Annotated in this window: 9 protein-coding genes; 1 reads left to right on the top strand and 8 read right to left on the bottom strand. The window is 67.2% G+C overall.

Annotated features, from left to right (window positions below; genetic code table 11):
* Nucleotides 1–4 precede the first annotated feature (4 nt).
* Nucleotides 5–1,279: a dihydrolipoyllysine-residue acetyltransferase gene (gene aceF / locus ACN0SE_RS05555; RefSeq protein ID WP_417523507.1), complete on the bottom strand. Its 1,275-nt coding sequence runs from the start codon at nt 1,277–1,279 to the stop codon at nt 5–7.
* Between the two features lie 21 nt (nt 1,280–1,300).
* Nucleotides 1,301–3,955 carry a pyruvate dehydrogenase (acetyl-transferring), homodimeric type gene (gene aceE / locus ACN0SE_RS05550; RefSeq protein WP_417523506.1) on the bottom strand — a complete coding sequence of 885 codons (2,655 nt, stop codon included), beginning with the start codon at nt 3,953–3,955 and terminating at the stop codon, nt 1,301–1,303.
* Between the two features lie 422 nt (nt 3,956–4,377).
* Here aceE and ACN0SE_RS05545 point away from each other — a divergent pair, with 422 nt between their 5' ends.
* Nucleotides 4,378–6,042, top strand: a complete 1,665-nt coding sequence (locus tag ACN0SE_RS05545) for a CHAT domain-containing protein (protein ID WP_417523505.1) — start codon at nt 4,378–4,380, stop codon at nt 6,040–6,042.
* Nucleotides 6,043–6,045: 3 nt separating this feature from the next.
* Here the strand turns inward: ACN0SE_RS05545 and ACN0SE_RS05540 are convergent, their stop codons facing one another.
* Genes ACN0SE_RS05540 through ACN0SE_RS05515 form a run of 6 tightly spaced genes read right to left on the bottom strand, consistent with a single transcriptional unit; the run spans nt 6,046 to nt 15,553 of the window.
* Entirely contained in the window at nt 6,046–8,751 is a 2,706-nt protein-coding gene (locus tag ACN0SE_RS05540; RefSeq protein ID WP_417523504.1) for a hypothetical protein, read from the bottom strand.
* Between the two features lie 5 nt (nt 8,752–8,756).
* Nucleotides 8,757–9,830 (bottom strand): serine protease, encoded by a 1,074-nt coding sequence (locus tag ACN0SE_RS05535; RefSeq protein ID WP_417523503.1) that lies wholly within the window; start codon nt 9,828–9,830, stop codon nt 8,757–8,759.
* A gap of 60 nt (nt 9,831–9,890) precedes the next feature.
* Nucleotides 9,891–11,906, bottom strand: coding sequence for a caspase family protein (locus ACN0SE_RS05530; protein WP_417523502.1), 2,016 nt, complete (start codon nt 11,904–11,906; stop codon nt 9,891–9,893).
* A 54-nt stretch (nt 11,907–11,960) separates the two neighbouring features.
* On the bottom strand, nt 11,961–13,424 hold the full coding sequence (locus ACN0SE_RS05525) for a patatin-like phospholipase family protein (protein WP_417523501.1): 1,464 nt from the start codon (nt 13,422–13,424) through the stop codon (nt 11,961–11,963).
* Nucleotides 13,425–13,433: 9 nt separating this feature from the next.
* Nucleotides 13,434–14,810, bottom strand: a complete 1,377-nt coding sequence (locus ACN0SE_RS05520; RefSeq protein WP_417523500.1) for an ATP-binding protein — start codon at nt 14,808–14,810, stop codon at nt 13,434–13,436.
* Nucleotides 14,807–15,553 carry a response regulator transcription factor gene (locus ACN0SE_RS05515; RefSeq protein WP_417523499.1) on the bottom strand — a complete coding sequence of 249 codons (747 nt, stop codon included), beginning with the start codon at nt 15,551–15,553 and terminating at the stop codon, nt 14,807–14,809. Before ACN0SE_RS05515 ends, ACN0SE_RS05520 begins: the two co-directional genes overlap by 4 nt.
* Nucleotides 15,554–15,562 lie beyond the last annotated feature (9 nt).

Raw genomic sequence — 15,562 nt, 5'->3', positions numbered from 1 at the left:
CTCCTTACCACATCAACTTGCGCATATCGCCGAGCAGCGTCTTGAGCGTCACGGTGAACCGTGCGGCAAGCGCGCCATCGACGGCACGGTGGTCATACGACAGCGACAGCGGCTGCATCAGGCGCGGCTTGAACTCTTCGCCGTTCCAGACCGGGGCCATCTTGGACCGGGTCAGGCCCAGGATCGCCACTTCCGGCGCATTGACGATCGGGGTGAAGGAGGTGCCACCGATGCCGCCCAGCGACGAGATGGTGAAGGTTGCGCCCTGCATGTCCTTGGACTTCAGGTTGCCTTCGCGTGCCGCCTTGGACAGCTCCATCAGCTCTTTCGAGATGTCGACCAGACCCTTGCGGTCGGCGTCCTTGATCACCGGCACCATCAGCCCGTTGGGCGTGTCCGCCGCAAAGCCAATGTTGTAGAAGTCCTTCTTGATCAGCTTGTCGCCATCGGGATGGATCGACGAGTTGAACTCCCAGTGCTGCTTGAGCGCCGAGACCGACGCCTTGATGACAAAGGACAGCAGCGTGACGCGATAGCCGTTTTCCTTGGCGTGGGTGTCCATCTCCTTGCGGTACTTGTCGAGCTCGGTGATGTCGGCCTCGTCGTTATGGGTGACATGCGGGATGTTCAGCCACGACCGGTGCAGCGCAGGACCCGAGATCTTCTTGATCCGCGGCATTTCCACGTCTTCGACGGGTCCGAACTTCGAGAAGTCCACAACCGGGATCGGCGGAATGCCCATGCCGCCCTGAGCGCCACCCGAGGCCGCCGCAACCGGCGCCGACGAGGACTTCAGGTACTTGGTCACGTCTTCGCGCAGGATGCGGCCCTTGCGGCCCGAGCCGTTGATCTTGGCCAGGTCGATATCCAGCTGGCGGGCAAAGGCGCGCACCGACGGCGAGGCATGCGCCTTGCCGAAACCGGCATCGGTCACTGCTGGGGCCGGCGCGGTGGATTGCGCGGGCACGGCACCGGCGGCAGGCGCCTCGGACTTCGGCGCTTCGGCCTTGGGCGCTTCCTTGGGCGCGTCACCGGCACCGCCGGCCTCGCCTTCGAGCACGACGATCAGCGTGCCTTCGGAAACCTTGTCGCCTTCGGCGACCTTGATCTCCTTGACCTTGCCAGCGGCGGGCGACGGCACTTCCATCGTTGCCTTGTCGCTCTCCAGCTCCATCAGCGGGTCTTCCTCGGCCACGGTGTCACCCACCGCAACCAGGATCGAAACGACGGGGACATCGGTAAAATCGCCGATGTCGGGGACGGTTACTTCAATTGCCATGATACTGTTCCTCCTTCCCGCTTACACCAGACGCGGGTTCGGCTTGTCGCCGTCGATTTCGTATTTCTTGAGAGCCTTCTCCAGCTCGGCCTTGCTGACCACGCCTTCGCGGTGCAGGTCGACCATCGCGGCGGCGGCGATGTGATTGGCATCCACCTCGAAGAAGCGGCGCAGGTTGACCCGGCTGTCGGAGCGGCCGAAGCCATCCGTGCCCAGCACCGTGAAGCGGTTCGGCACCGCCGCGCGGATTTGCTCTGCGTAGTTCTTCATGTAGTCGGTGGCGACGATGATCGGACCTTGTGCCTTGCTCAGCTGCTCGGTCACGAAGGGGACCTTTTCGTCGGCCAGCGGGTTCAGCCGGTTCCAGCGCAGGCAGTCCTGCATGTCGCGGGCCAGCTCGTTGAAGCTGGGGGCCGACCAGATGTCGGAGGTGACGCCGAAGTCGTCCTTCAGCAGTTCCGCTGCCTTGATCGCCTGCACCAGAATGGTGCCCGAGCCCATCAGGTTGACGTGCTTCTTGCCCGGTTTCTCGGCTTTGGAGAAGCGGTAGAGGCCCTTGATGATGTCCTCCTCGACGCCCATCGGCATGTCGGGGTGGCTGTAGTTCTCGTTCATCAGGGTCAGGTAGAAGTAGACGTCTTCCTGATCGACATACATCCGCTTGAGACCGTGGTGCACGATCACCGCGACCTCGTGCTGGAAGGTCGGGTCGTAGCTGATGCAGTTCGGGATGGTCGAGGCGAGGATGTGGCTGTGACCGTCCTCGTGCTGCAGGCCCTCGCCGTTGAGCGTGGTGCGCCCTGCGGTGCCGCCCAGCATGAAGCCACGCGCCCGGCTGTCGCCGGCCGCCCAGGCCAGATCGCCGATCCGCTGGAACCCGAACATCGAGTAGTAGATGAAGAACGGGATCATCGGCACGCCGTGGTTGGAATACGACGTTGCCGCCGCGATCCAGTCGGCCATGGCGCCCGCTTCGTTGATGCCTTCCTGAAGCACCTGGCCGCTTTCGGATTCCTTGTAATAGGACATCTGATCGCGGTCTTGCGGCGTGTATTTCTGACCCAGCGGGTTGTAGATGCCCACTGAGCGGAACAGCCCTTCCATCCCGAAGGTGCGGCTTTCGTCCGGCACGATCGGCACCACGTATTTGCCGATCTTCTTGTCACGCAGCAGCGTGGTCAGAATGCGGACAAAGGCCATGGTGGTGGAAATCTCGCGCTCGCCGGTGCCTTCGAGCTGGCCCTTGAAGGCCTCGAGACCGGGGATTTCGAGCGAGGGCGCATCGGTGAACCGCTTGGGGAACTCGCCCCCCAGCGCCTTGCGCCGGTCGGCCAGATAGGCCTTTTGCGAGTTGTTCAGCGCCACGAAGGGCGCCTTGGCCACGTCTTCGTCCGACACCGGGATCTTGAAGCGATCGCGGAAGGCACGCAGCTGTTCCTCGTTCATCTTCTTCTGCTGGTGGGTGGTGTTCTGGCCTTCGCCAGCGGTGCCCATGCCATGACCCTTGACGGTCTTGACCAGCAGGCAAGTCGGCTGATCCTTGGTCTCGGTCGCCTTCTTGAAGGCGGTGTAGACCTTCTGCGGATCGTGGCCGCCGCGGCGCAGGGCCCAGATCTGATCGTCGGTCCAGTCTTCGACCAGCGCCGCGGTCTCGGGGTACTTGCCGAAGAAGTGCTCGCGGATATAGGCGCCGTCTTTTGACTTGAAGGTCTGGTAGTCGCCGTCGACGGTTTCTTCCATCAGCTGGCGCAGCTTGCCGGAGGTGTCACGCTCCAGCAGGTCGTCCCAGCCCTTGCCCCAGAGCAGCTTGATTACGTTCCAGCCAGCACCGCGGAAGCCGCCTTCGAGTTCCTGAACGATCTTGCCGTTGCCGCGCACCGGGCCGTCGAGACGCTGCAGGTTGCAGTTCACCACGAAGATCAGGTTGTCGAGCTTTTCCCGGGCCGCGAGGTCGATCGCGCCACGGCTTTCCGGCTCGTCCATCTCGCCGTCGCCGAGGAAGCACCAGACCTTGCGGTCGGCCATGTCGATATGGCCACGGTTGTGCATGTATTTCATGAACCGCGCCTGGTAGATCGCCATCAGCGGGCCAAGGCCCATCGAGACGGTCGGGAACTGCCAGTAATCCGGCATCAGCCAGGGGTGCGGGTAGGATGACAGACCGTTGCCGTCGACCTCGGAGCGGAAGTTTTCCAGCTGCTCTTCGGTGATCCGGCCTTCCATGAAGGACCGGGCGTAGATGCCGGGGATCACGTGCCCCTGGAAGAACACCAGATCGCCGCCGTGGATCGCCGATTTCGAACGCCAGAAGTGGTTCAGACCGATGTCATACATCGCCGCGGAAGAGGCGAACGACGCGATGTGACCGCCGTATTCGCTGCTGACCTTGTTGCGACGGACGACCGTGGCCATGGCGTTCCAGCGGTTGATGGTGCGGATGCGCCATTCCATGTCGAGATCGCCGGGAAATTCGTACTGATCGTCCACCGGGATGGTGTTCTGGTACGGCGTCGTGGCGCTGAACGGAAGCGTGGCACCCGCGGCGCGGGCCTGTTGCACGGCCTTGTCGAGCAGAAAATGCGCCCGGTTGGCACCGTCGCGTTCGATCACATCCTGGACGGCATCCTGCCATTCCTGGGATTCAATCGGATCGATGTCGGAGGTCTGGTCAGTCATATATCCTCTTCCCTCTTGGCGCGAAGTCTCGCGCTAATGTTTAGCCTTAAACTACTTCCTGCAACACCGGTCCGCAACGGGGGCGGTTATGATGCTGAGGGCCTGCGAACAGGCTTACTCGCAATTGGGGGAGGCTCTAACACAAGAGGGTGGCGCGCCGTAGTGACCTAGGCGCATAACCTTCATGCACTCAGCGCATAGCAAATAGTTTAACACTAAACCATTTGCGATTCGCGCCGACTCCTCCCTCTCGCTGGGGGCAGCGTAACATGCCCACCGGGAATTGCGAATGCTTTGGGATTTTCAGCCCTTAGCCGCTTAACCGACTGGATTTGTCACCTTTCTCGGGCTTTGATTGCACGGCATTCCATGGGAAACTGATACCCGTGTCGGGGGCGTCCCCGGCGGACGGAGGTTTTTGCATGATCCGGCGATTTTTTTACGCAATGATGCTCTGGTCGGTGTTGACGCCGGGCGTTCATGCCCAGACGCGGGCCGAGATTCGCGACCGGGTCTTTGTCACCGCCCAGCGCGCCCAGGCCTCGGCCGCGGGTCAGGCGCTGGCCCAGGCCGCTGGCCGGATCGCCGCCGGCACCGCCGGGCTCGAGGCGCTGCTGCGCGAACAGCAGGACATCTCCAGGATGATCGCGACCCAGCGCGCCGAGCTGGCGCAATTCGCGGCCCAGCCCGGCGCCGAGGCCGAGCTGTCGGTCACCCGCCTGCAGGGCGCGATCGCCGAAAACCGCCTGCGCCTCGACACGCTCGACGCCAGGCTGACCGCCGACTTCCCCGAGTTCCGCGAACTGACCAACCCGGCGCCGCTGTCGATCCCCGAGGTGCAGGCGCTTTTGCGCGATGGCGAGGCGCTGGTCATGACGCTGACCGTCGACAGCTATCTCTACACCTGGGGCATCTCGCCCACGGCCAGCGCCTGGACCCGCGTCGAGGTGCCGATCGACGAGGTGCGCGGCCTGGTGCAGGGGTTGCGCGCGCAGCTGCGGGCCGAGGAAGACACCCGCGCCGGCATCTCGCTCAACAAGGAAGTCCGCGCGGCGCGCGTTCCAAGCTTCGACCGCGCCGCCGCGCATCTGATCTACCAACACACGCTGGCCCCGCTGGAGCCGGTGATCGGTGACGCCCGCCACCTGATGGTGGTCTTCGACGGACCGCTGACCTCGCTGCCCCCCGCCGTGCTGGTCACCCGCCCGCCGGACGGCGCCGACACGTCGCCGCAGGCGCTGCGCGACACGCCCTGGCTGCTCAAGCGGCATGCGCTGACCACCCTGCCCAATGTCTCGGCCCTGCGCGCCCTTCGACAGGTCGCCCTGCCGCCGCGCGACGCCCAGCGCCCGACATTCGTGGGCTTCGGCGATCCGCTGCTGGGCTACCGGTTGGCGGCCGAGGACGGCGGGCAAGCGCCGGAGGAGGACCGCATTGTCACCCGCGGCATCTACGAAGACGTCCGCCGCGTCGCCGATCTCGCCCCCCTGCCAAACACCGCACGAGAGCTGCGGCGGCTGGCCGCCACCATGGGCGCGCCGCAGGAAAACCTGCATCTCGCCAGCGCCGCCACCGAACAGGCGGTCAAGACCCTCGATCTCAGCCGCGCCGACGTGGTGGCCTTTGCCACCCACGGCCTGCTGGCCGACGGGCTGCCGGGCCTGGCCGAGCCGGCGCTGGTCTTTACTCCGCCAGAGGCGCCCACGGCCGAGGACGACGCCCTGCTTACCGCGTCAGAGGCGGCGCAGCTCAAACTCTCCGCCGATCTGGTGATCCTCTCGGCCTGCGACACCGCCGGATCAGACGGCACGCCGGGGGCCGAGGGCCTGTCTGGTCTTGCGCGCGCCTTCATCTATGCCGGCGCCCGCGCCATTCTGGTGTCGCACTGGCCGGTCGACGATTACGCCGCCTCGGTGCTCACCACCGGCATGCTCGACCGGATGTATGCCGACACGCCGCTGACCCGGGCCGAGGCGCTGCAGCGCTCGGCGCTCGACATCCTTGCCGACAGCAGCGAGGACCGTTTTGCCCATCCGCGGATCTGGGCACCTTTCGTGGTGGTGGGTGAAGGCGGGCGCGACCGGTAGTCCTCAAGGCTGTTCCGCCACCAGCGTCTCGGCGTAATCCCAGCCCATCATCGCCTCCCAGACCGCGCGGTCGCGATAGGCGCCGGGATCGACGCCCTGCGCCCCTTCGGCCAGACGGATCGCGTCCAGCCAGGCGGTGTAGATGTCATTGCTCTCGACCATGGCAGTAAAGCCCGCGCCCGGCGCACCGTTCCAGTAATTGGCAATCGCCCGGGTCTGCTGGTTGAACGAGCGTTCGCGCCGCCAGTCGATGTCGGGGTCCAGCCCGATCTGCGCCTCAGCGGCGTCGAGCGTCGCCAGCACCTCGTCCAGCTCGCCGTAATTGGCAAGGGCATCGGCCTTCAGCCGCAACAGGATCACCCGGTCGAGCGGCTCCAGCCGCGCCAGGATCGCCGGGTCGCCCAGCACCTCGTCGATGAAGCCCACCGCCTTGGCGGGATCGTCGCTGCGCCACCAGAGCGCCAGAGCCGTGCTCTGGTAGATCTCGCCGATCAGGTTGGGCCGCGCGGTCAGCGGATCGATCAGCCGCAGCGCCTCTTGCGACAGCGAATGCGCCTCGTTCACCCGGTTCAGCGCCAGCAAGAGCCCCGATTGCCGCGACAGCAGAAAGGCCACCTCGTCGACCCGGTGAAAGCGCGAGGCGCGCATCGTCGCCACTGCCTGCCGCAGCCAGTAGAGCGACTCCTCGGTATTGCCGCGCCAGCCGTGGGCATTGGCCAGCGCGAACTGGGTGGCGTAATGCAGCGAATGGCCCTCGGGCACCATGGCGCCGACGCTGCTGACCACGGTGCCCAGCTCGACCAGCGCCTCGTCGCTGAACACACCCGTGCGCGAGTTCATCACCTTGACCACCCGCAGGTAATCGCGCGACAGCGTCAGCGTCGGATAGGCCTCGAGCGCCAGCAGCGTCTGCTGCATCAGCGCCTCGTTCAGTTCGGCCTCCATCTTGCCGAAGGACATCTCCATCACCACCGTGGCGGCATAGATGTCCCAGAGCGTGCTGGGCCGCGCAGGATCATGCTCCTCGAACCAGGCGGTCAGCACCCTCCGCATCTGCGCAATGTCGTCGCGGCGAAAGTGGTAGAAGGCCAGCAGCGCGCGGTAGATGCTGCGCTCTGCCACCTGCAGCCGTTCCATCCGCGCGCCCAGACGCGCCAGCGCGTCCTGCGCCGCCTCGGGCGCATGGCCCGAGCCCCAGACCCGGGCGATCACCTCGACAATGTCGAAGATCGGCGCGCCGGGTGGCAGGGCACCGCTGCGCCGGGTGCTCTCTCGGGCCGTGGCCAGTTCGGCAATGGCGGCGTCATGCCGGCCCATCAGTGCCAGAAACAGCGCGTTGTTCAACTGATAGAGCGTCGCCCCCTGCCCCTCGGCCCCGGCGTGGCGGGCGAGCACCTGTTCCAGCAGCAGGTAATTGCCCTCGAAGAACAGCCGCAGCACGTCGGCGCCGTCAGCTGTCAGTTCGAATTGCACCGCATCGACCGCCCCCAGTTCGGAGGCAAAGGCAAACTCCGCCATGCCGGGATGGTCGAGGTCGATCTTCGACCGCGCCTTCTGTGCCGCCCAGTGGTTCGCCCGGTCGACCGAACGCACCTCGGCATAGGCGGCGCGGTAGAGCCGCTGGCTCTCGTCGGTCTCGCCCATGGCCTCGGCGGCGGCGGCCTGTTCCAGCAGGAAGCGCGCGATGTCATGCGCCGGGGTGCCGCTCTGCCGGGCGATCTGCACCTCGTCGTCAAAGAACTGGTAGGCTTCGGCGCTGGAGCGACCGTAGCGGGTGACCAGCCCGAGGTAGATGATGCAGTTTGACAGGTCGCCGCCGGTGATCTGCGCCTCGCGGTAATAGTCGTATTCCTTCTGCAGCAGGTCGAGCGCGGTGTCGAAATCGCCGTCCTGCGCCAGCAGCACGCCCAGGTAGCCGCGAAAGCCCGCGACCCGGCGCAACGGGACGTCCTCGGCGCTCTCGGCGGCGGCGACGAGGTTGCGGGCACGGCGGATGGCGCGGGCGAGGTCGTCGTCGTCGGTATAGTCGCGGTCGATGTCACGGTAGTTGATGATCAGCGACAGTTCGAGCGGGATCGGCCAGTCGCTGCTCCAGTTGTCGAGGAATTCGTCGGTGATCTCGCCGGCGTCCTCGCGGCCCAGATCGGTGACCAGCAGCGACAGGTTGTAGAGCGCGAGCCCGTAGGCCTGCACCAGATCGGCCCGTCCCCGCGCCGCCGCCACGCCATTGCGCAACAGCACCTCGGCCTCGCTCTGCCGCGACATCCGGGCCAGCGCCGCGCCCTGCAGGATGCTGGCCTGGATGCGGTGGGGGTGATCGGGCAGGCCGTCGGCGGTCAGCCCGGTGGCGACCGAGGCGGAAAACCGCAGCACCTCGGGCCAGTTGCCGGTCTCGTAGTAGTAATAGGACAGCCCGAGGTTAGGATAGTGATCGACAACCGAGGGGTAATCCTCTTCGTAGGTGATGTCGTTGACCGCCTCGAGCCGGGCCAGCGCCGCCTCCCTCTCGCCGTCACGCAAGAGCCGCAGACCGGCGTCGACCTCGGCGGTGATCTCTTCGGCGGTGGGCAGGCCGGGGGCCGGCGCGCTGTCGGCCGGACCGGTGACCTCTTGCGCCGAGAGGCTGGTGGTCAGCAGCAGCGCCGCCACGCAAGACAGCCGGGCCAGCGAAATGCCGGCCCGGCTGCGGGTCTGGGTCAGGCGTGCCATCGCCCTCAGTTGGTGCTGACGGTCTGGTTCAGCCAGGGCACGAACTTCGACGCCTTGGTGTAGACCGAGAAATAGGCATCCTCGGCGCAGGTGGTCGAACCGTTGCCCACCAGCCCCCAGCTCACCACGCCGGCCTGGATGTAGCTGCCGTCATTCAGCGGCACCACCAGCGGACCGCCGCTGTCACCCTGGCACGAGGTCTTGCCACCCTCGAAGGTGCCGGAGCAGATCATGTTGGGCGAGAGCGGCAGCGGCGCACGGGCCAGCATCTCGGACCAGACCTCCTCGGTCTGCTGCTGATCGAGTTGGAAGGCGCCGGCGGCCTCCATCACCCGCGGCGCGGCAAAGCCGGCACGGGCCTCCATCATCGCATTGTTGCAGGCGTCGCGGCTAATCACCTGGATCTCGGCCTGCATCATCGCCTCGGTGCGCTTGGCGCCGTTCACCAGCCCCCAGCCGGTGACGATGGTCGGAATGCCCTGCTGGTCGAGCTGTTCGCCAAAGTCGGTGTCGGGCACGTTGATCGTCTGATAGGCGACGCTGGGCGCATGGGCGAGCTTGATCAGCGCGATGTCGTTGTCGAAAAGCCGCGTGTCATACTCGGGATGGCGGAAGACGCCCGCCACCGGCACCCGCTCGCCCTGGCCGTCGGCCAGGGTGTTGGTGCCGACGAGGATGTCGAACTGCCCCGGCTGCAGCTGGAAGAAATTGCCGTTGCCGTCGTCCATGTAGATGCAATGCGCCGCCGTCAGCACCCAGGTGTCGAGCACCATCGAGCCGCCGCAGAACTGCGCATCCGGCATCGTCGGCTGGCCGGCGACCATCAGCGCCACCTGCCAGGGCCATGCGCCATCCTCCGCCACTTCGCCGCCGATCACCCGGCCGCCAGAGGCCTCGGCCGCGGCCATCTGCTCCTTGAGCATTATCTCCTTGGCGTCGGACTGGGCAAAGTTGAACGGGTTGGCCTTGTTGGGGTCGGCGGCCATTGCGCCTTCGGGCATGCCCTGCGCCAGGGCGGCACCGCCCAGCGCGATCAGGCCGGCGAGGGCCGCGGAAAGAAGGGGTGTTTTGTCAGTCATGGCAGTAATTCCTATATTTGACAGTAATCGTTGAGGTGAAGGAAAGCGCTGGCGGGCCGGTCACTCCGGCGTCAGCTTGATGGAAAATCGGGTCACTTCCAGCGCCGACATGGCCCCTGGCAGCGAAAGGTTTCGGCTGGGCGCATCGGGCAGCGTCGCCTGCATCAGCCAGGCCGCCGCCCCCGGTGCCGCCGCAGGCAGGGCGCGGCTGGCGGCAGGATCGGCCAGCGCGGTCAGCACGGTGCGCGGCGCATTGTCCTCGGCCGGGACCGCCAGGACGAGGATCTCCTCGAGTCCGTGGCGCTGCGGCGCGGGATTGCGGATCAGCAGCCCGGCCTCGACGGTTTCGTTGAACCCCACGCGGTTCGACAGCCCGGCCTCGGGCCAGATCGCGGTGATCCGGTTGTCGGCGTCGATATAGAGCACGGTGACATCCCGCGCCGTGCGCGAGGGGTTGGAGATCGTCAGCCAGAGCTGGTCGCAGTCGGTGACACTCACCGTCTTGCTGACCGGTTGCTCGTCCTGTGCCTCGCCGGCAGCGCAATCACCCTGCGCGGTAACCGGCACATGGCTCAGCTCATACTTCGGCCCGAAGCCACCCAGCGTCAGCCCGGTCCGCCCGGAGGAGACCTGCTGCGTCGCCGAGCGCACCTGGAACACCCGCACCGCCCGGTCGAGCAGGTCGAGCAGCCCGCCGGGCGCCATCACCCGCGGCGTGCTGCCCGGGCCTGCACCATCGACCAGCCCGTCGCGCCCCGCCAGCGCGAGAACACCATCGCGCAAGACCAGCGTGTAATCGGCCGGCCCATCAGACCAGATCACGCCATCCGGCGCATTGGCGGCTTTGAGCCGATCAATCTCGGCCTGCAGAGCCGTATAGTCTGCGCCGTCCCCCAGAACCGGCCCGGCAAGGCGCACCACCTGCGGCTGGCCCGGGGTCTTGAGCCTGGCATAGCCCTTCGCTGGCAGGGCGCTGAGGCTCTGCAACCGCGCGCTCGTCGGGGCAACATGGGTCACGCTGGCCTCGGCCAGCGCCGCGCCGCCGGGGCTCTCGGCGATCTCGTAGACCGCGCCCGGGCGCACGCCCTGCAGTGCACCGGACTGCAAGGTGCCGGCCTCGGTGCGGATCACCGGCGGCAGCGGTTCGGACTGGCCCAGTACCGCGGTTTCCAGTAGCGGGCCCTCGGCGTCGGGGGTCTGGGTGGCGGGTGCATTGGCGTTCATCTCGGCCATCGCCTGTTGCAAAAGGTCGGCCCAGGTCAGCGCCGCGCCGCTTTCGAGCGCCATGGCGACCGAGCGGGTAAAATCACCGTACCAATTGGCCGGATCCTCGGCATCGCCGACCGGATATTCGAACGCCCGCTGGTCCTGCTGTGCCGCGTAGAGGAAGACGAAGTCGCCCTGAAGTGGCGGCGCGGCCGGGGTGGCGGCGACGACTGGCAGGTCCTCGGGCAAGGCCAGCAGCGCCGGGGCGATGTAGCGCGCCACCGGGGCGGCGGCGCTGTCGGGCAAAGCGCGGAAGCCGGTCTCGGAATGGCAGGCGTCGAGCATCGCAACTAGGGAAGCGCCGGTGTCGAGGATCGCCTGCAGCGGCGCGGTCATCTCGTCGTCGACGATGGCGTTCTCGACCGTGCCCTTGGCGCCGCTCCAGCCCTTGGCGTCGGCGGGCAGGAAGATCTCGTCGTAGCCGCCCTGTTCGTCGCCGTTCAGGTCGGGCATCTGGCTGCCGTGGCCGGAGAAGTAGAACACCGCCTGCGTCTCGGCATCCGAGGCCTCGGCCAGTGCCGCCAGCCCGTCGAGGATCGCCTGCCGCGTCGCCACGCCGGCGTTCACCACGCCCTCGGGCAGCTTGGCCGAGGCATCGGCCAGTACCGTGATGTCAGAGGCCTGCGCCCCCCGCGCCATCAAGGCCCGCGCCATCAGGCCGACGTCATTGGCCGGGCCGCGCAGGTCGGCGTCGAGGTGTTCGTAATCCGCAACCCCCACCAGCAGCGCGCGGATCTCGGCTTTGGCCGGGGCGGCGGCGCTGGCAAGCAGCAGCAGGGAAAGAGAGGCGAGGCGTGTCATGACTGTCATCTTGCCGCTCCGCCGGTTTGCTTCAACATCTGCCCCCTCCCCTGACCGCATTTGTCATTCCCTCCGCAACGGGGCGATGCGGCGGGGCGCGGGTCCGGTGCTGCGCCGGGTCAGCAGCGGATCGGTTTCGACATAGCCGGCGGCGCGCAGGAAGCCCTGAACCTGGGCGTTCTGCCGGGTCGAGAGCCGGCCGGCCTCGATCGCCAAGTCGACCTCCTCGGTCTCGAGCCGCAGCCGCGTCGGGATATCGTCGAGCGTGTCGCGCATGGCGTCTGGCAGCCCCCGGAACGAGACCTGGCCGACAAAGAACTTGATGTCGCGACAGTCCCAACCCCTGATGCTGCCACGCAGCCTGCGCACCTCCGACAGGGCCAGACCGCAGCGATACTCCACCAGGTCCCGCTCCCAGTTGGCGATCTGCAGGCGCATGGCGTCATAGCCGGTGCGCGAGGCCGCGCCCATCGAGGCATTGGCAATCGAGGTCGCCAGCTGCACCCCGCCAGGCCCCCTGAGCCGCGAGGTCCAGGCCAGGTCGCGCCGCACCCCGGCATCTGCCACCAGCAGAAGCGCGCGTTTCAGCGTCACCGCCTGCTCGGGCGTCAGCGGCGCATAAGGCGTCTCGGCCCGCGCCCGCGCCACCGCCAGGCCGGTTGTGCCGAAATTGTCGGTGATGCCGCCGTCGAGCAGCTTGAGATACTTGACGTCACCGCCGCCGGCATAGCTCTCCAGCGCCTCGGCATGGGCGATCATCGCCGCCGTCGCCTCGGGGTTGTGGCGCGCGGCGGTCAGCCAATCGGGCTCGCTGTAGCCGCAGCTGCCGGCATGCGCCTCGAGCACGATGGGCGAGAACACCAGCGGAAAAGCCGCCGAGGCCGCCACCGCCTCGGAGATCGGGAAACTGTCGAGGTCCGAACACAGCGCATCGAAGGTCTCGGGGCTGAACAGGAAGGTCACCTTGTTGGCGATGTCGGTGGCGTTGATCCATGTGGTGATCTGCGAGCGTTTCGCCAGATCGCCAAAGGTCGCGCCCTTGAACAGCACCTCGTCGAGATAGCGACCGAAGGTCTCGCGCCCGTTGGCGCCGCCTGACAGGCCGCGCAGGATCGCCACCGGGTTGACCGGGGAATTCGCCATATAGCGTTCGGCATCGGTGATCAGATAGCGTTCGCGGTAGCCCTCGATCGAGGCCGGGCCATAAAGCCCGAAATGCGCCGCGGTGACCGAGCCGCCGGAAACCCCGGTGACCAGCCGCACGTCCGACAACATGCCGAAGGGCGCCCTGTCAGAGCGCGACAGCGCGCGCAGTTCCTCGAGCACGCCATGGGCAAAGGCCGAGGCCCGCATGCCGCCGCCAGAGAACGCCAGACCGATATAGGTCTCGCCGGCGTCCGGCACCACGGGACCCGCGAAAGGCGCGTTGCGCCCTTCCGTCAAGGCGAGGTTCAACGGTTTGTTCAGAGCGGCGCAGCCAGCAAGAAAAAGAACCAGCCCAAGCGCCGCCAGCCCCTTGAGGTGCATGAATAGTGCTCACGAATCACTTAACTCTGCGTCAAGCTTAGGGAAGGCGATGGCAATCGCAAAACCTTTCGACCGCTGCGGCAGGTCGAGCCGTGCGCCATGACGCGCCGCGATGGCCTGCACCAGCGCGAGGCCCAGCCCGTGGCCGGCCTTGTCGCGGTCGCGCTCGGCACGGGTGAACTGCTCGAAGAGATCGGCGCGAATGTCCTCGGGCACCCCCGGCCCGGTGTCCGAGACCTCGAGCACATGGCGCGTCTCCGCTGCCGTCAGGCTCAGGGTCAGGGTGTCGCCGGGCGCGCAGAACTTGATGGCATTGTCGAGCAGGTTGGCGATCAGCTGCGCCAGAAGCGACCGGTCGCCCAGAATGTGCAGCCCCGGTTCGGCGGCGATCCGGCAGGCGAGCCCCGCCTCCTCGGCCACCGGCTCGTAAAGCTCGAAGACCTCCTGCGCCACCTGGCTCAGATCGAGCGGCGCGAGACCGGGCCTCTGGCCCTGTTCCGCCAGCGCGCCCGAGATGTCGAGCAAGGCGTCGAAGATGCGGATGGTGCCGCGCAGCTCGGCACGGATCTCGCCCACCAGCTCCGGCTGGCCTTCGAGCTGGTCGAGCTTCTGGGCGATGCGGTTGAGCGGCGTGCGCAGCTCGTGCGCGATGGCGTCCGACAGCCGGTTGGTGGCGGCGTTCAGGTTCTGGATGCGGTCGAGCATCGCATGCACATGCTCCTCGAGCGCGCCGAATTCATCCGGGCTGCGGGCTCCGGGCAGCCGCGCCGCCAGATCGCCGGCGGCGACCCGGTCGGCCAGGGCATTGACCCGGTCGATCCGGCGCAGCACCAGCCGGCTGACAAAGCCGCCGGTCAGCGCCGCCATGCCCAGCAGCGCCAGCGTCATCCACAACAGCGTGCCGCGCATCTCGGCCAGGGTGTCGGCGGTGAGCGTGTCGGCGCGGGCCACCAGCAGGGGAAAGCCGCCGGGCAGCACCCGGGCGATGCCGTTGTAGGCCGCCTCGCCCGGCGGCAGGGTGAACTGGCGCGGTGCCGCCTCGGTCACGCCGCCGGCCATCGCCGGCAGGTCCTCGGGCCAGTCTGACAGGTTGCCCGCCAGCGTCCGCCCCTCGCGGTCCTGCAACAGGTAGAGCGCCTGACCCTGCGGCGTCTGCGCCGCGCGGTCCTCGATGGCCTGACGCAGCGCCGGGATGCGGCGCTGGTCGTAGAGCTCGGCGAAACTGTCGATGTCGGATTGCAGCAGTTCGCGCTGCTGCCGGTCGAGCGCCTGCGCGGCGGTGCGGTACTGCACCGCCATCGCCAAGAGCGCCATCAGCAGGATCAGGCTGGCAATCGCCAGCGTCAGGCGCAGGCTCGCCGAACGGGCCAGCCGCACCGGCCTCACGCAGCGCCCCGGCCGGGATCGAAGAGATAGCCTTCGCCCCGCGCGGTATGGATCACCGGCCGCCCCGCCGCCGCCTCGAGCTTGCGGCGCAAGCGCCCGACATGCACGTCGACGACATTGGTCTGCGGGTCGAAATGCAGGTTCCAGACATGCTCCAGCAGCTGCATCCGGGTCACTACCTGCCCGGCGTTGCGGGCGAAATAGGTGATCAACTCGAACTCCTTGGGGCTGACCGGCACGTGGTCGGTCTTTACGTGCACGGTGCGCGCCTTCATGCGGATTTCCAGATCGCCAAAGGCGATCAGGTCGTTGTCGAGCACCGTCATCTCCTGCCGCCGCAGCAGCGCCCTGAGCCGGGCACGCAGCTCTTCGGGATCGAAGGGTTTGGCGAGGTAATCGTCGGCGCCCTTCTCCAGCCCCTCGATCTTGTTGGCGGCGCGGCCCAGCGCCGAGACCACGAGGATCAGCGCGGTCGAGCCGCCGGCGCGGATCTTGGCAATCGCCTCGACCCCGTCGCCGCCGGGCAGCATGCGGTCAAAGACCACGACGGCGAAATCGGCGAGCCCCGCGGCCTTTACCCCGTCGTCGAAGTTGCGCATCACGATGGGCTCGCAGCCGAGATCGCTCGCCGCCTCCGACATGGCGCGGGCGGCGGCGGCATCGTCCTCGACGATCAGGATGCGGCGGGGCCTTGTGGCCTTGTCGGGGACTGTGGGGGTCTGGGTCATCTCTTGCACGGTCATCTCTGCCTC

Source organism: Marinovum sp. (assembly GCF_048263515.1).
Lineage (GTDB): Bacteria > Pseudomonadota > Alphaproteobacteria > Rhodobacterales > Rhodobacteraceae > Marinovum.
Note: the sequence above shows the minus strand (reverse complement) of the source record. Positions and strands in the feature narration are given on the sequence as shown.

Excerpts from the sequence above, each read along its gene's own strand:
- aceF (WP_417523507.1), bottom strand. The coding sequence starts at position 1,279 with ATGGCAATTGAAGTAACCGTCCCCGACATCGGCGATTTTACCGATGTC.
- aceE (WP_417523506.1), bottom strand. The coding sequence starts at position 3,955 with ATGACTGACCAGACCTCCGACATCGATCCGATTGAATCCCAGGAATGG.
- ACN0SE_RS05545 (WP_417523505.1), top strand. The coding sequence starts at position 4,378 with ATGATCCGGCGATTTTTTTACGCAATGATGCTCTGGTCGGTGTTGACG.
- ACN0SE_RS05540 (WP_417523504.1), bottom strand. The coding sequence starts at position 8,751 with ATGGCACGCCTGACCCAGACCCGCAGCCGGGCCGGCATTTCGCTGGCC.
- ACN0SE_RS05535 (WP_417523503.1), bottom strand. The coding sequence starts at position 9,830 with ATGACTGACAAAACACCCCTTCTTTCCGCGGCCCTCGCCGGCCTGATC.
- ACN0SE_RS05530 (WP_417523502.1), bottom strand. The coding sequence starts at position 11,906 with ATGACAGTCATGACACGCCTCGCCTCTCTTTCCCTGCTGCTGCTTGCC.
- ACN0SE_RS05525 (WP_417523501.1), bottom strand. The coding sequence starts at position 13,424 with ATGCACCTCAAGGGGCTGGCGGCGCTTGGGCTGGTTCTTTTTCTTGCT.
- ACN0SE_RS05515 (WP_417523499.1), bottom strand. The coding sequence starts at position 15,553 with ATGACCGTGCAAGAGATGACCCAGACCCCCACAGTCCCCGACAAGGCC.